The organism is Microvirga terrestris (assembly GCF_015694425.1).
Classification (GTDB): domain Bacteria; phylum Pseudomonadota; class Alphaproteobacteria; order Rhizobiales; family Beijerinckiaceae; genus Microvirga; species Microvirga terrestris.
In genome coordinates, this window is record NZ_JADQDN010000001.1 from 598,960 (window position 1) to 618,328 (window position 19,369).

Below are 19,369 nucleotides of genomic sequence, written 5' to 3' on the forward strand. Positions count from 1 at the left end.
TCCCTCGTTGTTGAAGCTCGCCGCTATTCAGGCACTCCTGCTTGATGCAGCACGGATGCCCATTCCTCTCCAATTTTGTATCCGGCACTCGGCGAGCGCTCCCGCCAACTGCGGATGGTGAGATGCGGCTCCAGTTGCATGAGCCTTCCCACAGTGTGGCGAGCTTCGTCATGATGCCCGAGCTCCCACTGCGCGATTGCCATGGCGCGTAAGGTAGAGGTGTGAGTGCAATTGGACTTGAGCGAACGCTGCGCGAGTTTCAAGGCGCGATCAAATTGATGGGCCGCCAAGTGAGCGGTCGCGGCTAGCGAGTCATAGAAATAGCGGTGAGGGTCGAGCGGGGACAGCCTACGGGCCCGTTGCGTACAGCTCACAGCCTGTTGCCCCTCGTCCTTGAACGCGTGAAGCGTACCTTTGAGCAGCCAGGCAAGGGAGTCGTTCGGATTGTTCAGGAGCGCGAGATCATAGCGGTCCATGGCTATGTCGAGCTTCTTCAAAAGGTTTGTATGAACGAAGCCGTCGATGGCAAGCGCCAGGGAACATTGCGGATCGGCATCCAGGGCCTGCTTCGTGCAGCGCAAGGCGATTTGTGCATCCTGATGTGGATCGTCCGACCAGCCCTGCTGAACCCGCAGGACATGCCACTTGGCAAGCCAAGCGCGGGGAATAGCCTGGCGCGGAACACGCTCGATCAGAGCCTCGAGAAGCCTGTGTGCCTCGCCGAAGTCGTATGGCGAAAGGCGGTGCATCAGGGCGACTGCGGCAAGCAGCAGGGTATAGCTTTTCAGGGTCGGCAAAGCCTGAGACTGGGCCCGCTGCAGCTCGCTCACCATGATCGCAGCATTCACATTCGCGGCAATCTCATCAATCAGGTCGCGGTTTCCCGAAATGATGCCGCTCAGCTGGCCCTTGTAGCGGGCGCCCCAGGCAACCTGTCCGGATTTTGCTTCGGCGAGCTCGGCTTCCACGATGACTTGCTTGTTCTGAACCCTGTAGAAGCCGGAAAGAATATAGTTTGCGTTGAGGCTGGCGCTGACCTGGGTCAGGGACGCCTCCCTGCCGCGGAACACGGTTGTCGATAGGCGCGATATAACGTGCAACTCGGGGGAACGTGAGAGGTCCTGAATTAGCTCCTCTGCAAGGACCTCCCCTAGGATGTGATGCTCGTCTTCGGAATCGCGCGTTGTGAAGGGGACGACCGCCAGCGTCGGAAGCAAGCCTTCCAGGGCATAACCGGTCTCGATCACGGGGTGCGGTCCCGGTGGCCCGACGCGGTAAGCTCTCACAGGCTGTGGCATGTGCTTGAGGTAGCACTCGCCGAGATCCTCGATGTCCGCATCGAGATCAGCCGTGAGCTGATCGCGTACATTGGCCGAGATGACGATTTCGCCAGGGCCCGCAAGGGTGAGAATTCGTGCCGCCCGACTGACGCCACGCCCGTAGAGATCGGCGTGATCGATGATCACGTCGCTGATCTCAATGCCTATCCTGAGCATAATCTGCTGGGCTGGCGGAAGGGCTTGGTTCTGCCGATTGCGCTCCTGCTGGATCGAGAAGGCGGCTGAAACGGCAGATCGGACATCATCGAAGTCCAACAGCATCCCATCACCCAGACCTTTCGTGAAATGGCCGTTGTGATCAGGAAGGATGCGGCTCCGGACGTGTTCAACGAAGGCTAGCCAATGGGAGATGAACTCCGTCTCGTGCTGCTCAACGAGACGGACGGATTCGACCACATCGAGTATCAGAACCGCCCGCTTCGCCCGTATGGCGACTGGGAAGGGATCTGCTGATTGCTGGCCGATCTGCATTGAAAAAAACTCGCAACATTGTTCCTGCCCACGGAGTGGCTCAGCTGGGATAACAGACGATGTTGAGGAGTCCTTTTTTGTTTAATCCTAGCGCATTCGGTCTCAGTTTGACAGCCTAGGAGTAAGTACCCAACCTACCTTCCGAAGGCGCCTGAAAAGTTCTTGGGGAGCTATCTGCTTATGGAGTCCTGCCAACAGAAAAGGCCCGGCTGAAGCCGGGCCTTTTCTTCGTGAGCAATGATCAGTTGGCGTTTCGTGTGCCACGTTCCAGGATCAGGCCTACGGCTGTTCGGGCCGGGAAGCCTTTCCAGTAGGTATGCTCGGGCTTGAAGGAGCCATCCTTGTTGGCTGCGAAGACGCCTTCGCTCGCACGCTCCACGGGCACATCCATATAGCTGCCGAGTTCCGGGTCCGCCTTCACGTAGCGCCCCAGGAAAGCGGTGACGAAATGCTGCGTGATGTTGTTCATGCGCACCGTGTCCCATACGGGATCCGCATAGTGATTGAAGGGCGTCGCGTTTCCGCCCTCCGGAGTCTGCCAGCTTTCGACCGGGGCCGGGATGGGTGCTGCAGCATTGTGGTTGGCGTTCTCGAAGGTCAGCATGTAGCGGTCAGCGTTGACGGTGCCGCTGTAGAGTGCGCGGACACCCTTTTCGTAGCCTGACACATCATCCTTGCTGCCGGCGACGTAGAGGATCGGTGTCGTTATCCCGGGGAGCCCATCCTGGTTCCAGAAGCCGCGCTGCATGCCCCAGGGTGCGATGGCGACCACGGCCTTGATCCGTTCGTCCCGTAGCTTCTTGTGGGATTCGGATCCGGCCAGGTGCACGGACAGCATGCCCGCCGGCACGCCTGAGTCGTAGGCTACGGCTTCCTTGGTGACACCAGCCCCGGCGGTGATCACCGCGCCGTAGCCGCCCATCGAATAGCCGATGAGACCCGTGCGGGAGGTGTCGATCAGCCCGTTCAGGAAATGCCCGTTCTCTTTCGACAACTGATCGACCGCGTTGAGCACGAACACTTGGTCGAGAGGCCGGTTGATCAGGGTCGAGCCGAATTTGCCCTGGTCGTTGTAGGTGGAATCCGCATGATCGATGGCCACCACCGCATAGCCTTTGGTGGCGAGGTTTTCCGCCAGGTGGCTGAGCAGGAAGCGATTGCCCGGATAGCCGTGGCTGACGATCACCAGCGGGTAGGGGCTGCCAGCGGGCTTCTTAGGTTGGGCGTCGCGCCCAGCTTTACCATGAAGCGTGACCTGGGTCTTGCCATCCCGCAGATACACACCAGGGTAAGCGCCCTCCTGCTTGCCACCTGTCTCCGCCGGGTACCAGACTTCCAGAGTGAGCTTCCGGTCATAGCGTGGGGGCTCCTGGCCGGCTGCCGCCTTCACAACGTCGATCTGATTTTTGTTGATCACTTCAATCGTGCGGACGCCGATCGCGTGCTCGCTATGTTTGGCAAGGGCAGGGGCATCGGGGCGGATCAGGTCAATGCGATTGTCGTGAGTCATGTCCTGTGCGGATGAAAGGGAGGGAATAGCGAGCACGATCAGGGTCGCCAAAGCTGCACTTCTCACGAGGATTCCTCCTAACGTCTAGGATGTCTGGTGAAGAACTGGCTGGAAGGTCTCTTCCGGGGCTCTTTTGGTCTTGGACATCGCCACATATAGCGGCATTCTGCCCGGAATTAAGAGAGGGGCAGCGACGAAAGCGGGGCCCGAAGGTAAGATGTTGCTGCTCTCGGCAAGGCAGGACAGCTCCGCCGCGATTGTCTATTGTCGCTCCAGGTATTTTGGGATGGATCGGTAGAATGAGCATTGAGGACCTCAAGGCCAAGGTCGCGCGCGAATTCGGGACACCTGCGGTCGTTGTCGACTTGGATGTGGTCGAACGCAACATTGCTCGTGTTCAGGGGCTGTGTGATGCGGCTGGCGTCGCCAATCGGCCACACATCAAGACCCACAAAAGTCCTGTCATCGCATCCATGCAGAGGGATGCCGGTTCTCGTGGCATTACCTGCCAGAAAATCGGCGAAGCGGAGGTCATGGCCGAGGCGGGGCACGAGGACATCCTGATTTCTTACAATATTCTTGGCGAGGAAAAACTCGACCGGCTCGGCAGACTTCTATCCCGGACGAAGGTGACCGTCGCGGCCGACAACCCCGTTGTGGTGGCGGGTCTGCCGCAAGCCGCTGCCATCGCCGGGCGGGACTTGGGTGTGGTGGTGGAGTGCGATACCGGGCGCAAGCGGGCAGGGGTCGAGACGGTCGCAGAGGCCGTGGCGCTGGCGAAGGACATCGCCTCGCGCCCAGGATTGTCCTTCGCCGGGTTCATGCTGTACCCGCCGGAACACGCCATGGAGGAGACGCAGGCCTTTCTGGATGCCGCCCTTGAGGGGGTCCGTGGCCTGGGTCTTGAGCCGGAGATCGTGTCATCCGGCGGGACACCCAACCTGCTGAACTTGGGCAAGATCAAAGGTGTGACCGAGCATCGAGCCGGAACGTCGGTGTTCAACGATCGAATGATGCTGGCAGCAGGTGTTGCGCAACTGCAGGATTGTGCGTTGACGGTCTATGCCACCGTGGTGAGCCGGGCGTCACCGGAGCGGGGTATTCTCGATTCCGGATCGAAAACCCTGACGAGCGATACCGGCGGTCTGGAGGGGCATGGCATGATTCTTGAACACCCACAGGCGAAGATCGCCCGCTTTGCGGAAGAGCACGGGTTCTTGGACCTGTCGGGCTGCAATGATCGCCCGAACATCGGGGACGTCGTTCGGATCATTCCCAATCACGTGTGTGTCGTGGTCAACATGGTCGATCGCCTTGTCGCAGTGCGCGGCCATGAGCTCGTCGGCGAGCTTCCGGTTGCAGCCAGAGGGCGCCTGACATGACAGAGCCATGAGCATGATGAGGTTCGCACCCATGAGGTGAAGCCTAATGAGCTGCATCTGGGCCAAGTCTACTTGAAGGGCCACGCCTCCCGATCATTTAAGTAGGTTCTATCGAACGCCGCCCATGAGCGGCGGTATGCGGGAGGCTGCCCCCATGAGCGACGAGCCAAAGATCAAACCCTATCCGGGCCCTGCAGGTGGGTGGGGCTCCGTCCGCTCCGTCGAAAGCATCCTGGCCAAGGAGGGGCGACTGGTCAGCGGCAACGCCATTCTACTTAAGCAGAACAAGCCTGACGGTTATGCCTGTGTCAGCTGCGCTTGGGCCAAGCCAGCCGACCCGCATCCCTTCGAGTATTGCGAGAACGGCGCTAAGGCAACCGCCTGGGAACTCACCACGAAACGGGTGACGCCCGAGTTCTTCGGCAGGCACACTCTTCCCGAACTGCGGACGTGGTCGGATCACGATCTCGAGGAGGCTGGCCGCCTGACCCACCCCATGAGGTACGATAGTGCTTCTGATACATACGTCCCCGTCAGTTGGGACAAAGCCTTTCAAGAGATCGGCCAGGAGCTGAAAGGATTCGATCCGCGTCAGGTAGTGCTCTACGCTTCAGGTCGTGCCTCGCTTGAGACATCCTATATGTGGGCGCTCTTTGCCCGGCTTTATGGCACCAACAACCTGCCTGATTCCTCCAACATGTGCCACGAGACCACCTCTGTGGCGCTGCCGGAGAGCATCGGCGTTCCTGTCGGTACGGTAATTCTCGACGATTTCGAGCTGACCGACTGCATCCTATTCTTTGGCCAGAATGTCGGCACCAACAGCCCGCGCATGCTGCACCCGCTCCAGGAAGCCTCCAAGCGCGGTGTGCCCATCATCACCTTCAATCCCCTGAAAGAACGTGGCCTGGAGCGCTTCACCAATCCGCAGGCGCCGACCGAGATGTTGACCGGGTCGGAGACTCGCATCTCGTCGCAGTATCATCAGGTGAAGATCGGTGGAGACGTGGCGGCTCTCATGGGCCTGGCCAAGATCTTGATCGAGTCCGATGACAAGGCGCGCGCCACAGGAGGCAGGCCCGTTCTCGACCATGCCTTCATCGCCGAGCATACCCACGGCTTCGAGGAATTCGCGCAGGCCGCCCGGCAAGCGCAGTGGCCCGAGTTGGAACGCCGTTCAGGTCTTTCCCGCTCAACCCTGGAAGCTGCGGCGACAGCCTATTCCCGCGCGAACGCCGTCATTGGCATCTACGGGATGGGCCTCACCCAGCACAAGGCGGGCGTCGAGAATGTTCAGATGGTGGTCAACCTGCTGCTCCTGCGCGGGAATATCGGCAAGCCGGGTGCCGGCATTTGCCCGGTGCGCGGCCATTCCAACGTTCAGGGCCAGCGCACGGTCGGTATTGCAGAGAAGCCCGAACTCGTGCCCCTCGACAAGCTCAATGAGCAGTATGGCTTCGAGCCGCCGCGCTGGAGGGGCATGACCACGGTGGAGGCCTGCGAAGGCATCATCAAGAATGAAGTCAAAGCCTTCGTCGCGCTCGGCGGAAACTTCGTGCGCGCCGCTCCGGAAACGGCAGCCTTGGAAGAAGCTTGGACGCGTCTGCGCTTGTCAGTACAGATTTCCACCAAGCTCAATCGCAATCATCTGATTCCAGGCGAAGTGACCTACATCCTCCCGTGCCTCGGTCGGATCGAGATCGATGAACAGGCAACAGGACCTCAGGCCGTGGCGGTTGAGGACTCGACCGCCTGCATCCACGGTTCCAAGGGCATTGCGAAGCCTGCAAGCCCTGATCTCCTGTCCGAGCCGCGTATCGTGGCCGAACTCGCAAAGGCGACCCTGCCGTCCAATCCCAAGGTGCCATGGGACGAATGGGTGGCCGATTACGCCCGCGTCCGGGATGCCATTGAGAAGACCTATCCGGAGGATTTCCGCGCCTTCAACGGGCGCATGTGGAAGCCCGGCGGCTTTCATCGCCCGATCGCAGCGCGTGAGCGCCGCTGGAAGACGAAGACCGGCAAAGCGAACTTCGTTGTGCCGCAAAGCCTTGAGGCCGATCTCGGGATCGCCGAGAATGACCGCGACATTTTCAAGCTCATGACGGTGCGTTCCAACGACCAGTTCAATACGACGGTTTACGGCTATTACGACCGGTTCAGGGGCGTCCGGGGCACGCGCATGGTGCTCTTCATGAGCCGCAACGACATCGCCCGGCTGAGCCTCCAGGAGGGAGACATGGTCACCCTCACGACGGCTGTCGACGATGGCATCGTGCGTCAGGTGAACGGATTGAGAGTCACGCCGTATGATATCCCCGAAGGATGCTGTGCGGCGTATTATCCCGAATGCAATCCCCTGATCCCGGTCTGGCACCATGCCGACAAGAGCAAGGTGCCGGCGGCGAAGTCGATCCCGATCCGCATCACGCTGCAGCAGAAGCAATTGCCAGAGGCTGCCGAATGAGCCTTAACCTGGAACCGGTCATCCGCCTGCCGCAGACCAGCGTGGACAATGGGGTGTTCGTCGCCGGGGAGCGGGCGCTGCCGGAAGAGACGCCTGTGGCGCTCACCTATAACGGGTCCACCCACGCGGTGATGATGGCCAGCCCCGCTGATCTGGAGGATTTCGGCCTCGGCTTCAGTCTATCGGAAGGAATCATTGCCGATCCGGAGGGCCTGACCTCCATGGAGATCGTCGAGCACGATCTTGGTTGCGAGGTCAGAATGTGGCTGCAGGAAACCTGCCGAGGTGCCTACCAGTCTAGGCGGCGTGCCATGGCTGGGCCGGTCGGCTGCGGATTGTGCGGGGTAGAGTCTCTAGCGGAGGCTGTCCAAACAGTGCCGAAGGTCCTCGGCGCTCTTCAATTGCCTCCGAGCGCAATTGCCGCCGCCATGGCGGACTTGTCCAATGCGCAACGGCTCAACAGAGAAGCGAGAGCCATTCACGCCGCAGCTCTCTGGCGCCCTGGGCAGGGTTTGATTGCCATCCGTGAGGATGTCGGCCGGCACAACGCCCTCGACAAGCTTGCCGGATCTCTCGCAAGAGCCGGTGAGTCGTGTTTCGCCAGCATGGTGCTTCTGACGAGTCGCGTGTCGGTGGAGATGGTGCAAAAGGCAGCCCGCATGGGAGTTCCGATCATCGCCGCGATCTCGGCTCCAACAGCCTTGGCTGTCAGGGTTGCCGATGAATGTGGACTCACCCTGGTGGCCGTGGCGCGAGAAGACTCCTTTGAGGTCTTTACCCATCCCAAACGCATCCAGCGTCTCGGTGCCTGTATCTCAGCTTAGTGTCGCGACGCTCATGTCACCTTGCTCGGAAAGGCGCGGCCCGAATTGAGAGGTGCTGGTAGTCGGAAGACCGGTGATGAGTTCTGCGCAACGGCTTCCGAGCATCATTGCAGGTGCGTTCGTGTTGCCCGCATTGATGTTGGGCATGGCCGAGAGGTCGCAAACCCGCAGGTTTTCGATTCCGCGGACGCGCAATCTGGAATCCAAAACGGCCATACGGTCGCTCGCCGTGCCCATCCGGCAGGTCCCACTTGGGTGATAATTCGTTTTCACGAAGCGGCGACAGTGCTTCATGGTTGCTTCGTCACTGATGTCGCCAGGATCAGGAATCGATATGCGCTCGATCCGCTCAGCGAGGGGAGTGGTCTGGAAGGCTCGGAGGAAGAACCGCTGACCATCGATCATTGCCCGAGCATCATCGGGATGGCTCAGCAGATTGGGCGAGACGAGCGGCATGTCGTCCGGATTAGCCGATTTTAGGCGAACATAGCCACGGGACTTAGGCTTCACCACGACTGTGGTGATTGTCAGTCCATAGGTATCCTCGACGAGGTTGAGGGTGTCCCGATCCAGGTAAACGATTGGCACGCAGAATGCCTGGATCGTCGGTTCGGCGTCGGGATCGGTCGGGTTGACGAAGGCGCCGGCTTCGACCCCCGCCGATAGGATTGGCCCCGAGCCGAATAGCCGGAAATGAATACCGTTCAGGAGCATGCGCCAGCCGACCCCCTGTTTATAATAGCCATAGGGTCCGTTGGCTTTCGCAATCAGCGGCACCTCCGGATGGTCGATAAGATTTTCACCGACGCCAGGAAGATCGGTGATGCAGGGGATCCCGTGCTTCCGCAACTGGTCGGCTGGTCCGATGCCGGACAGCATCAGAAGCTGTGGTGTCACGAGAGCGCCGGATGCCACGATCACTTCGCCGTCTGCATAGACCTGATGCTCGACATCCTTTGCATCTCGATAGGTGACACCCACAGCTCGCCCATTCTCGACATCGATCTTTCTCACCCGTGATTGCAGGCGGATGACGAGGTTCGGATTATCGGCGAGTGGTGCCAAAAAGGCGTAAGCCGCGCTGCTGCGCCGGCCTCGCCGGTTCATGAACTGGTAGAACCCCACGCCGCGCTGCTTGGGACCGTTAAAATCGGGATTGAAAGGTTCGCCCAGGGCCTGAACCGCCTGTACGAACCAGCGGGACATGTCGTTGATGTGCCCGGGATCCGACACCAGCAGCGGTCCATCGGCGCCATGCAACTCGTTGAAGAACCTGTTGTTGCCTTCCATGGTGCGGAAGTGGGGTAGGACGTCAGCCCAGCTCCAACCGGGATAGTCATTCTCTCCGTGCAGCAACTCGTGCCATTCATCATAATCGGACGGGCGCCCCCGCATGTAGACCTGCGCGTTGACCGAGGATCCGCCGCCAAGGACATTGGCCTGTGGGATATCGTGCACACGCCCGTCCAGATGCTCCTGCGGCACCGTGTGATGGTAGCGCATGTACTTGCTGCCGTTGATCATTTTGAAGATGCCCGGCGGCATGTCGAGGAGCGGATGGCGATGGGAATAGCCACCTTCGAGGAGCAGGACGCGCCTACCTTCATTGACGAGCCGCGCGGCTGCCACGGAGCCGGAAGACCCGCCGCCCACCACGATGTAGTCGAAACGCTCTTTCATCCCTGCATCCTGCTTGAAAAATTCCGGAGGAACTCCGATGCCTCAGGCCCTGATCTGATCGAGGCCGCTCCAGTCGAAAGCGATGCCGTGACCAGGGCGTTTCGGCGCCAGGGCGAAGCCTTCCTGAATCTCCAAGGGCTCAGCGATGTAACGCTCGAGTCCGAAGCCATGGGCTTCGAGGTAGGAGCGGTTGGGGCAGGCGGCGAGGAGATGCACGGTCACGTCATGGGCGCCATGGCTGGTGACCGGCAGATTGAAGGCCTCCGCCAGATGGGCGATCTTCATAAACGGCGTGACGCCGCCACAATTGGTGACGTCAGGCTCAGGATATGTGACCGCGCCGCCAGCGATGTAGAGCTTGAATTCCCAGAGCGTTCGGAGATTTTCACCGGCGGCAATCGGCAGTCCACCCTCTCGCACGATCCGGGCGTGGCCTGCTGGATCATCTGGGATTGTCGGTTCCTCAAGCCAGGTGAGGTCGAAAGGTTGAAGCGCCCGCGCAGCACGGATTGCGCCATCGACGCTCCATTTCATGTTGGCATCAACCATGAGCGGAAAGCCGGCGCCGAGATGCTCGCGCATCGCCTTCACGCGCTCCACATCCTCGAACAGATTGGTGCGACCGACCTTCATCTTAATGGCGCGAAAGCCTTTTCCAAGATTGTCGTCCGTCTGGCGCAAGAGCTTGTCGAGAGGCAGGTCAAGATCGATGCCACCGGCATAGCAAGGCACTTTGGGATCAAAGCCGCCAAGTGCCTTCCAGAGTGGGAGATTGGCGCGCTTGGCCTTGAGGTCCCACAGGGCCATGTCGAAGGCGGAGAGCGCCAGTACCGTCGGACCGCCGCGGCCGCCGTAATGGAGCGCCCACCAGGCTTTGTGCCAGAGGCGCTCGATTTCATCGGCTTCTTCGCCATCCATGATCTCGGGCAACTCGCGGGCAAGGATCGTGTCAATGGCCGCACCGTTGCGCCCCACCGTGAAGGTATAACCGACGCCCTCAGCGCCATCGGAGTCGCGGATGCGCACCGTGTTGAGTTCGAACGTGCGCATCTCACCATGCATGGAGTCGGTCAGAACCGTCGGCAGCGGGATGCGGTAGAAGCCGGGTTCGATGGAGGTGATCCGGGGCATAATTATCCTTCGTCCTATTGATTGTCCAATATGCGGCTAGCTCTCAGGCCGTCTCTTGAGCGCGCATGCTCAACCGTGCTTGGATGGCGACAACGAGCAGCAAGAACGCACCGCGAATAACGGATTGCCAATAGGCTGAGAGGCTGATCCAGCCGAGACCGTTCTCGAAATTCAGGATGTTGAAGATCAGGCCGAGGAGAAGTACGCCGGCCAGCGTCGAGCCGACGGAGCCAACGCCGCCGGTCAGCAGCGTGCCGCCAACCACGACGGCCGCGATTGCGAACAGCTCCCAGCCGACACCCTCGATTGGCTGACCAGCGCCGAACTGCGCCGCCAGTATCACACCTGAGAGGCCAGCGAGGCCGCCGCTCGCCAAGTATACGAGTGCTTTCACCCGCTGGGCTGGCAGCCCCATGAGACGGGCCGCGTCCTCGTTGCCCCCAATCGCGAGCACAGAGCGGCCTAATGAGGTAAAGTTGAGAATGAGAGAGCCGAGAAGATAGGCGATGAGCGCGATCCAGGCTGGAATGGGAAAGCCCAGGAAATCACCCTGGCCGAGTTCCACAAAGCCGGTCTCATAGGACACAGAAACCGATTGATTATTGGCTAGCAGCAGCGCACAGCCGCTTGCCGCCAGCATGGTTGCGAGCGTGGCGATGAAGGGCAGGATATTCAATCGAGTAATGATGAAGGCGTTGTAGGCCCCGACTACCAATCCAGCGGCCAAGCCCCCGAGCAATCCTGGCATTACGCCATAGGGCGAGAGCAGGGCGGCCACGACGCTTCCGAAAGCTGCCGTTGAACCCACCGAGAGATCGATACCGCCGGTGATAATGACGAAGCACATCCCGAGCGCAACCAGGGCGAACATGCTGTTGTAGCGCAGCACCGAGAGCACGTTGAAGGCGCCGAGAAAGTTCTCATAGCGCACCCAGCCGAACAGGATAAGAGCGAAAAGGGCGAGGAGCACCCCGTAACGTCCTGTCCCTTGAAAAAGCTTGAGCGGGATTGAATTCATCGGCGACCCTGCCGTTGCAACCAGACGGCCAGCACGATGATGGCAGCCTTCGCCACGAGGGCAGCCGCATCAGGGACGCCGTTGGCGAGAAGCGTGTAGCGGACGAGCTGGATTATGAGCGCCCCGACCAGGGTGCCGATGACCGTGGCGCGGCCGCCGGTGAGGAGCGTTCCGCCCACTGCTACTGCCGCGATGGCATCGAGCTCCATGCCGAGGCCGACGAGATTTGCATCTGCGGCAGAATTGCGGGCGATGACGATCAGACCCGCGATGCCGGAGAGAAGACCGCTGATCAGGTAGACCCGCTGCTTCACGGACGCGACGGGAATTCCGGACAGCCGGGCGGCCTTCTCATTGCCTCCGATGGCGAGGATCTGACGTCCGAATACGGTCCGCTTGAGCATCCAGGCTGCTGCCGCCACGATGACGATCATCAGGACTGCCTGGAAGGGGATGCCGAAGACTCGCCCGAGGCCGATGAACTGGAAGCTCGGAAGGTTGAACACCTGCAGATTGCCGTTGGTGAAGACCTGGGCGATCCCGCGCCCTGCAATGAAGAGCACGAGTGTGGCGATGATCGGCTGAATGCGAAGGCGCGTCACGAGCCAGCCATTGAACCAGCCGAGCGCCGCCGCCGCCAGAACCGGCACGATGAAGGCCAGCGCCACGCCAATGGCCGGGTGGGGCAGGAGAAAGAGCTTGCCGAGAAAGATCAGCGGCGCCAGCGCGCCGGCAATCGCCATGAGAGCGCCGACCGAGAGATCGATGCCGCCCGTGGCGATGACGAGGGTCATCCCGACACCAACGATGACGATGGCGCAAACCTGGGTGAGATTGACGTTGAGGGTCTGCCACGTGGCGAAGTTCGGCGTGATGGCAAGGTTGACTAAGATCAGGAGCGCCAATGCAATCCAGGCGCCATAGCGCGTGAGAATGGTTCTGACATCGAAGCGAGGCGCTCCATGCGCCGGGGGCAGGGTGGTCGCCGTATCAGCCATGGGCAGCCTCTCGGGCGCTCTCGTGCCCATGAGCCATGGCAGTCATCACACTCTGCTCGTTCACGGCATCGCCCCTCAACTCGGCAGCGGTGCGGCCATCGCGAAGGACAAAGATGCGGCTGGCTGCCTCCACCACCTCCTCCAACTCCGACGAGATCATCAGGACGCCGAGGCCCTGTCCAGCCAGCTCTCGGATCAGGCTGAGGATCTCGGCCTTGGCGCCGACATCGATGCCCCGGGTCGGCTCGTCCAGGATGAGGAGCTTTGGGTTCATGCAGAGCCAGCGGGCCAGCAGCACCTTCTGCTGGTTGCCGCCGGAGAGTTCACGGATCCGCTGTTCCGGACCGGTGCAGCGGATGCCCAGCCGCTTGATGAAACGGTCCACGATCTCTCGGCTGCGAGCCTCATTCACGATGCCGCGCCGGGCCAGTTGCGGCATGAGTGCGAGCGTCAGGTTCTCGCGCACGGACATGTCGGGGATGATGCCCTCGAGCTTTCGATCCTCAGAGCAAAAGCCCATACCGGCCCGGATGGCATCCGAAGGTGTCGCTATGGCATTCTCGCGCCTTGCAAAGTCGATTGTGCCGGCATCCGGCCTGTCGGCTCCAAACACGGCACGAACGGATTCCGTTCGGCCTGCCCCAAGCAGACCGGCGAGGCCGACGATTTCGCCAGGCCTGACATCGAAGCTGACATCGCTGACCTTGCGGCCGACAGAGAGGTTTTGGACCTTCAGCACATGTTCACGTGCCTCGCCTGCCGCATCGGCCATGCCATGACCTTCGTGCAGAACCTGCGACAGCTCGCGCCCGAGCATGGAAGTGACCAGATCGAGCCGGGAAAGTTGGGTCATCGGGGCGACCTGCACGGTGCGGCCGTCGCGCATGATGGTGACCCGATCGCACACGGCATAGAGTTCGTCGAGCTTATGGCTCACGAAGATCACCGAAACTCCAGCCTCCTTAAGCTGGCGGATGACACCGAACAGCACCCCCACCTCACGTTCGTCGAGAGAGGAAGTGGGCTCGTCCATGATGACAAGCTTGGCTTCGAAACCGATGGCGCGTGCGATGGCGATCATCTGCTGCACGGCCGTGGGATAGGCCATGAGCGGGCGGCGCACGTCGATACCGATCTTGAAACGGGCGAGGAGGGCGCGCGCCTCCTCGTGCATGGCGGACCAGTCGAGAAGACCGAAGCGGCGCTTTTCCCGCCCGAGGCAAATGTTCTCCGTGACGGAACGATAGGGTACGAGATTGATCTCCTGGTAGATCGTGCTGATGCCGGAGCGCTGCGCATCCTGTGGAGAGGAGAACTCCACGGGCTTACCGTCAAACAGGATCTCACCGGCATCCTTCCTGTAGTAGCCGGTCAGGATCTTGATCATCGTGGACTTGCCGGCACCGTTCTGGCCGATCAATGCATGGACCTCACCTCTCTCCACCACGAGCTCGGCCGAGCGCAGAGCCGGTATGCCGGCGAAGCGCTTGTCGATGCCATGCATGGAAAGAAGTGGCGCCATGGAAGCTCCATTCATGTGTTCAGTTACACAAGAAAGGTGCTGCCCAATGTCATGGGCAGCGCCTTTGCGGTTCAGTAGGCGTCCGCAATGAGCTGTGTCGCATTCGACTTGTCGAAGAAGCGGTCGGTGTTCACCACCCACGGCTCGATTTGCTCGCCCTTGGCGTAGCGGGCCAGGGTCTCGAAGGCTTTAGGTCCGAATTTCGGATTGCACTCCACTGTCGCGAGCATCTTGCCGTCGATGATGGCCTGCAGTGCGTCACGGGTGCCATCGATCGAGACGACGATCACGTCCTTGCCGGGCTTCTTGCCAGCCGCTTCAAGGGCCGCGATAGCACCGATCGCCATTTCGTCGTTGTGTGCGTAGATGGCGGTTGCATCGGGGTGCGCCTGCAGAAGCGTTTCGGCTACCTGGCGGCCCTTGTCACGTGCGAAGTCGCCCGACTGAGAGGCCACGACCTTCATGCCGGAATGGGCCTTGATGTAATCCTCAAAGCCCTTGCGGCGATCATTGGCCGGCGAGGAGCCCGTGGTGCCCTCGAGCTGGATGATCTTGGCATTGCCGTTCATGGCCTTGGTCAGAGCCTCAGCGGCGCGCTTGCCTTCATCAACGAAATCGGAGCCGATGAATGTCACGTAGTCACGGCCAGCCTTGGCCAGGCTCTGGTCTACGTTTCGATCAAGAAGGACGACTGGAATGCCTGCTCTCTTGGCGGCCATGACGGCCGGGATCAAAGGCTTTTCCTCTCGTGGGGCGAGGAAGATCAGGTCAACGCCTTGGGCGATCATCGAATTGACATCTGCCACCTGCTTGGCGGCAGACCCGGCAGCATCCGTGTAGACGAGCTGATGACCGAGCTTGGCGGCCTCCGCCTTCATGCTCTCCGTCTGCGCAATGCGCCACGGGTTGTTCGACTCGGTCTGCGCGAAGCCGACCTTGTACTTGTCCTTCTGCTTCAGCTTAGGCAACTCCTGCGCGGACACGCCGCCAAGTCCTAGACCAATGGCAGCAACACCAGTCGCGAGGGCAAGGAAAGTCCTTCTCAGCATCATCTTCCTCCATCAGGTTTTTTATGCCCCGTTGTCGGGGTTCTTAAGCTATTGCCGCGATCCTTTATGGCTGCGGGTCGTCACCAGCGGACGTAAGTTGTCTGCTTCCGCAGGTATCCGTCGAAACCGTACTTCCCGTCCTCGCCGCCGAGGCCGGAATGCTTCCAGCCGCTGTGGAAGCCTTGAACAAGCTCACCGCAAGGACGGTTGACATAAAGCTCGCCGAAGGAGAGCTCGCGTGAGAGCCGCATCACCCGGCGCAGGTCGTTGGTGTAGACATAAGCCGACAGGCCGTAGCTGCTGTCGTTAGCGAAACTCAGCGCCTGCTCGAAGCTGTCGACCGTCATGACCGGAGCAACCGGACCGAAGATCTCCCGCTGCATGACGGATGCCTTGTTGGTATCGACCCGGAGCACCGTAGGCTCGAACCAATGACCACGGGAGAAGTCACCTTCCGTCAGACGATGCCCGCCTGCGAGAACCTCGGCACCGGCCGCAATGGCGTCGTTCACGATCTCCTCGACCTTGTCGACTTCAGGTCGGTTCACCTTCGGGCCCATATCGGGGTTGGTCATGGGATCGGCGAGGCGCATCTGCTTAACGCGGGATACGAACTTGTCGAGGAAAGGCTCGGCGATGGCCTTATGCAGATACATGCGCTCGTTGCAGGTGCAGATCTGACCGCAATTGGTGAAGCGCGAGACAATGGCCGCCTCTACGGCCGCTTCGATATCGGCATCATCAAGAACGATGAATGGCGCCTTTCCGCCCAGTTCAAGGCGCACGACCTTCAGATCATGGGCGCCTGCCGCATAAATCTCCCGTCCTGCACGGACGCTGCCCGTCATGGTGATCATGGCGCTGATCGGGGAGCGTACCAGCGCATCACCCACCGTGCGTCCGTCGCCCGTCACAACATTGAGCACGCCCTTCGGGATGCCGACCTCATGCGCAAGGCGGGCGATCTCAAGCGCCGACAGGGGAGTAGACTCGTGTCCTTTAACCACCATGGTATTGCCGGCAACGAGAGCAGGGCCGATCTTGCGAGCAGCCAAAGCCGCGGGGTAGTTCCAGGCCGTCAGGCCGACGACTACGCCGAAGGGGACCCGGCGGATCCAGACTTCCTCATTCTGGAAGTCTGAAGGGAGAATGTCGCCCTCAATGCGGCGTGCGCTCTCGGCAGCGAAGGTTAGGAAGGTGATAACGGCATCGATTTCGCCTTCGGCCTGGTTCAGAGGCTTGCCCTGCTCCAGCACCACGACGCGTGCGAGATGCGCTTTGTCCCGTTTAACCGCCGCTGCAAGATCGGACACATAGCCGGCACGAATGATCGGCGGGAGGGCAGCCCATGCGGGCTGTGCGCGACGCGCTGCCTCCAGAGCATCAATCGCGTCCTCGGCTGTTCCCGCCGGGACGGAGGCAAAGACAGCCTCGTTGGCTGGGTTCTCGACCTCGGAGCGTCCTGTTGACCGGCCATCGGTCCAAACCCCGTCGATATACATCTGGTAGTGGGTCACAGCCTCTTGGTGGCCAACCTGAACCGAAGTGGTCATGGCCGGTCCTCGCCAAATTCCCTCCAGGGAATCTGCGGGTCAGAGTTCGACAGCGGGGTGCCTTGGGATGGCGTCACCAGTCTCTCTCCCTGTTTGCTCAAGCGGAGCAATGTCAAACCAAACGTCAGTTCGTGATCTATTTGGTTCGACCGAATTTAGGATGGTCAGACAGTCGTGAGCTGTCAAGGCCTATCGTTCTCAGCCTTCTCAATCTGATGCTATGGATTTGCTGATTAATTCTGGCGGATATTAGGCGCCTCAATCATAGGTCCATGGATTTTGGTCGGACCATATGCTACGTTCACCTGCCTGCAGATCAACTCTACCACGCGTAGAACGCGCGCCAGGGACTGAATGACAAGAACGAGGGGAGCATGGACCAGAGCGAGAAGCTGCATGGCCACGCCGCGACAGAGGCAGGCACCCGGCGGTCGGATGCAGTGGCAGCCGAACTGGTACGAATGATTGAAACAGGCGGCCTTCAGGAGGGTGAACGCCTTCCGGCCGAGCGCGACCTGATGCAGCGCTACGGCGTGAGCCGGGCGGCTATTCGGGAGGCGATAGTCTCGCTCGCCAATCGCGGCCTCGTTGAAACGCGCCTCGGGCATCGCCCTATTGTCCGTAAGCCTGATTATGAGGTCGCTGTCGACAAGGTGGGCAATCTCGTCGGTCATCTCATGATTGATCGGAAGGGCGTCTGGAATCTGTTCGAGACCCGGATTTTCATGGAGACCACACTGGCGCGCTGGGCCGCGAAGCACGCGCGGCGTGACGATCTCGAAGATCTCCGGGCGGCGCTCAACGCCAACCGAGAGGCGATCGGCAATCCGGTTCTGTTTGATGAGACCGACGCTGCATTTCACGCAGTCCTTTATCGGATTCCTGGAAATCCGATCTACCCGGCGATCCACAAGGCTTATGTGGATTGGTTGACTCAGCATTGGCGCTCAATGAAGCGCGGTGCAGGCATCGACCAGATGAACTGCGCCGGGCACGAGGCCATCTTCGAAGCCATCCTTGCCCGTGATCCCGACAATGCGGAGGAGGCCATGCGCCGCCATCTTGTTGCAGCATGGGAGTTCGTGAGGTCCACCTTTCCGTCGGATAGTTGAATCAAGCCTTGTTACATCGAATAACGACTGCGATCGTTGCAGCGATGCGATGGTCATCACGGCGTCACAGAAACGCCTCTAGAGACCTGTTCAGGAGGAGAGACCATGAACTATCTTGCACTGATCGGATCCGTAACTGTCATTCTGCCTGTGATGATCGGATCATCACAGGCTCAGGAAAGAACGCTGACCGGTACACCGACCATTGTGGTCGCCCACCGCGGAGCCAGCGGCTATCTGCCAGAGCATACGCTTGAAGGCTACAAGATGGCCGTTGAGATGGGAGCTGATTTTATCGAGCCCGATCTCGTCGTCACGAAAGACGGCGTGCTGATCGCTCGGCACGAGCCGATGCTGAGCGGTACCACCGATGTGGCGAACCGGCCTGAATTCGCCTCCCGCAAGACGACCCGCAAGGTCGACGGCGTCGATACGAGTGACTGGTTTGCCAGCGACTTCACCCTCGCCGAGATTAAGCAGCTCCGCGCCAAGCAGGCCATGGCCGACCGCGATCAATCGAAGAATGGTCAGCTTCAGATTCCGACCCTGCAGGAAGTGATCGACCTGGCCAAGAAGGAAGGCGTTGCAAGAGGGAGGGCTGTCGGCATTGCTCCGGAGACCAAGCATTCGACCTTCCATGCCGCTCTCGGTTTACCAATAGAAGACCGGCTGGTGAACGTCCTGAAGGAGGCCGGCTGGGCTGACGCATCCGCGCCTGTGGTCATTCAAAGCTTCGAGGTAGCTAATCTGAAATACCTTGACACGCGGATCGACGTGAAGCTGGCGCAGCTGCTGGATGCTGAGGACGTGGACAAGGACGGCAACATCGTCCTCAGCGCGCCCTATGCCCAACCCTATGATTTTGTGGTGGTTGGCGACAAGCGCACCTACAAGGACCTTCTGACGAAGGAAGGCTTGGCTGAGGTTAAGTCCTATGCTGACATCCTCGCGCCGTGGAAGCCCTACATCCTCCCGACCAAGCAGGTTGACCAGAACAGCGACGGCAAGGCGGACGACCTGAACGGCGACGGAAAGGCCGATGAGCAGGATCGTGTTCTCGCTGAACCATCCAGTGTTGTGAAGGACGCCCATGCTGCGGGCCTCCAGGTGTTCACCTGGACCTTCCGCAACGAGCCTAAGCGCCTAGCCTCGACTTTCAAGGGTGATCCGGCGGCCGAGTACAAGGCGTTCTATGCTCTCGGCGTTGATGGCCTCTTCAGCGACTTCCCCGATACCGCCGTGAAGGCGCGTTGATCATCAGAATATTCTAAGAGCTACCCGGCATCATCCGATGCCGGGCTTCTTGTAAGTG

14 protein-coding genes are annotated in these 19,369 nt (G+C 60.4%); 5 read left to right on the forward strand and 9 right to left on the reverse strand.

Annotated features, from left to right (window positions below; translation table 11 throughout):
* Positions 1–23: 23 nt before the first annotated feature.
* Entirely contained in the window at positions 24–1,601 is a 1,578-nt protein-coding gene (locus I2H36_RS02765) for an adenylate/guanylate cyclase domain-containing protein (protein ID WP_343234384.1), read from the reverse strand.
* A 451-nt stretch (positions 1,602–2,052) separates the two neighbouring features.
* Positions 2,053–3,387 carry an alpha/beta hydrolase family protein gene (locus I2H36_RS02770; protein ID WP_210330894.1) on the reverse strand — a complete coding sequence of 445 codons (1,335 nt, stop codon included), beginning with the start codon at positions 3,385–3,387 and terminating at the stop codon, positions 2,053–2,055.
* 233 nt (positions 3,388–3,620) lie between these two features.
* Here I2H36_RS02770 and I2H36_RS02775 point away from each other — a divergent pair, with 233 nt between their 5' ends.
* The 3 genes from I2H36_RS02775 (at position 3,621) to fdhD (ending at position 7,994) form a co-directional block, all read left to right on the forward strand.
* Positions 3,621–4,703, forward strand: a complete 1,083-nt coding sequence (locus I2H36_RS02775) for a D-TA family PLP-dependent enzyme (protein ID WP_196262330.1) — start codon at positions 3,621–3,623, stop codon at positions 4,701–4,703.
* 154 nt (positions 4,704–4,857) lie between these two features.
* Positions 4,858–7,170: an FdhF/YdeP family oxidoreductase gene (locus I2H36_RS02780; protein ID WP_196262331.1), complete on the forward strand. Its 2,313-nt coding sequence runs from the start codon at positions 4,858–4,860 to the stop codon at positions 7,168–7,170.
* On the forward strand, positions 7,167–7,994 hold the full coding sequence (gene fdhD / locus I2H36_RS02785) for a formate dehydrogenase accessory sulfurtransferase FdhD (protein ID WP_196262332.1): 828 nt from the start codon (positions 7,167–7,169) through the stop codon (positions 7,992–7,994). Before I2H36_RS02780 ends, fdhD begins: the two co-directional genes overlap by 4 nt.
* Here fdhD and I2H36_RS02790 read toward each other — a convergent pair.
* The 7 genes from I2H36_RS02790 to aldA form a co-directional block, all read right to left on the reverse strand.
* On the reverse strand, positions 7,986–9,674 hold the full coding sequence (locus I2H36_RS02790; protein WP_196262333.1) for a GMC family oxidoreductase: 1,689 nt from the start codon (positions 9,672–9,674) through the stop codon (positions 7,986–7,988). The two genes, fdhD and I2H36_RS02790, sit on opposite strands and share 9 nt — an antisense overlap.
* Positions 9,675–9,716: 42 nt before the next feature.
* Positions 9,717–10,805, reverse strand: a complete 1,089-nt coding sequence (locus tag I2H36_RS02795; protein ID WP_196262334.1) for a mandelate racemase/muconate lactonizing enzyme family protein — start codon at positions 10,803–10,805, stop codon at positions 9,717–9,719.
* A gap of 43 nt (positions 10,806–10,848) precedes the next feature.
* The gene (locus tag I2H36_RS02800) at positions 10,849–11,823 is read right to left on the reverse strand and encodes an ABC transporter permease (RefSeq protein ID WP_196262335.1); all 975 of its coding nucleotides are present in this window, start codon (positions 11,821–11,823) and stop codon (positions 10,849–10,851) included.
* Complete coding sequence (locus I2H36_RS02805; protein ID WP_196262336.1) at positions 11,820–12,821, reverse strand: ABC transporter permease; 1,002 nt, start codon at positions 12,819–12,821, stop codon at positions 11,820–11,822. Before I2H36_RS02805 ends, I2H36_RS02800 begins: the two co-directional genes overlap by 4 nt.
* Entirely contained in the window at positions 12,814–14,343 is a 1,530-nt protein-coding gene (locus tag I2H36_RS02810) for a sugar ABC transporter ATP-binding protein (RefSeq protein WP_196262337.1), read from the reverse strand. Before I2H36_RS02810 ends, I2H36_RS02805 begins: the two co-directional genes overlap by 8 nt.
* Positions 14,344–14,414: 71 nt before the next feature.
* On the reverse strand, positions 14,415–15,395 hold the full coding sequence (locus I2H36_RS02815) for an ABC transporter substrate-binding protein (RefSeq protein WP_210330895.1): 981 nt from the start codon (positions 15,393–15,395) through the stop codon (positions 14,415–14,417).
* 77 nt (positions 15,396–15,472) lie between these two features.
* Positions 15,473–16,945, reverse strand: coding sequence for an aldehyde dehydrogenase (gene aldA, locus I2H36_RS02820; protein WP_210330896.1), 1,473 nt, complete (start codon positions 16,943–16,945; stop codon positions 15,473–15,475).
* A 374-nt stretch (positions 16,946–17,319) separates the two neighbouring features.
* On the opposite strand from aldA, the gene I2H36_RS02825 reads away from it, so the two are divergent.
* Together I2H36_RS02825 and I2H36_RS02830 are read left to right on the forward strand one after the other, a co-directional pair.
* Complete coding sequence (locus tag I2H36_RS02825; RefSeq protein ID WP_196262338.1) at positions 17,320–18,057, forward strand: FCD domain-containing protein; 738 nt, start codon at positions 17,320–17,322, stop codon at positions 18,055–18,057.
* Between the two features lie 105 nt (positions 18,058–18,162).
* Positions 18,163–19,311: a glycerophosphodiester phosphodiesterase gene (locus I2H36_RS02830; RefSeq protein WP_196262339.1), complete on the forward strand. Its 1,149-nt coding sequence runs from the start codon at positions 18,163–18,165 to the stop codon at positions 19,309–19,311.
* Positions 19,312–19,369 lie beyond the last annotated feature (58 nt).

What these genes read in the sequence shown, in the direction of transcription:
- I2H36_RS02765 (WP_343234384.1), bottom strand. Translation starts at nt 1,601, where the DNA reads ATGCTGTTGGACTTCGATGATGTCCGATCTGCCGTTTCAGCCGCCTTC.
- I2H36_RS02775 (WP_196262330.1), top strand. Translation starts at nt 3,621, where the DNA reads ATGAGCATTGAGGACCTCAAGGCCAAGGTCGCGCGCGAATTCGGGACA.
- I2H36_RS02780 (WP_196262331.1), top strand. Translation starts at nt 4,858, where the DNA reads ATGAGCGACGAGCCAAAGATCAAACCCTATCCGGGCCCTGCAGGTGGG.
- fdhD (WP_196262332.1), top strand. Translation starts at nt 7,167, where the DNA reads ATGAGCCTTAACCTGGAACCGGTCATCCGCCTGCCGCAGACCAGCGTG.
- I2H36_RS02790 (WP_196262333.1), bottom strand. Translation starts at nt 9,674, where the DNA reads ATGAAAGAGCGTTTCGACTACATCGTGGTGGGCGGCGGGTCTTCCGGC.
- I2H36_RS02795 (WP_196262334.1), bottom strand. Translation starts at nt 10,805, where the DNA reads ATGCCCCGGATCACCTCCATCGAACCCGGCTTCTACCGCATCCCGCTG.
- I2H36_RS02800 (WP_196262335.1), bottom strand. Translation starts at nt 11,823, where the DNA reads ATGAATTCAATCCCGCTCAAGCTTTTTCAAGGGACAGGACGTTACGGG.
- I2H36_RS02805 (WP_196262336.1), bottom strand. Translation starts at nt 12,821, where the DNA reads ATGGCTGATACGGCGACCACCCTGCCCCCGGCGCATGGAGCGCCTCGC.
- I2H36_RS02810 (WP_196262337.1), bottom strand. Translation starts at nt 14,343, where the DNA reads ATGGCGCCACTTCTTTCCATGCATGGCATCGACAAGCGCTTCGCCGGC.
- I2H36_RS02815 (WP_210330895.1), bottom strand. Translation starts at nt 15,395, where the DNA reads ATGATGCTGAGAAGGACTTTCCTTGCCCTCGCGACTGGTGTTGCTGCC.
- aldA (WP_210330896.1), bottom strand. Translation starts at nt 16,945, where the DNA reads ATGACCACTTCGGTTCAGGTTGGCCACCAAGAGGCTGTGACCCACTAC.
- I2H36_RS02825 (WP_196262338.1), top strand. Translation starts at nt 17,320, where the DNA reads ATGGACCAGAGCGAGAAGCTGCATGGCCACGCCGCGACAGAGGCAGGC.
- I2H36_RS02830 (WP_196262339.1), top strand. Translation starts at nt 18,163, where the DNA reads ATGAACTATCTTGCACTGATCGGATCCGTAACTGTCATTCTGCCTGTG.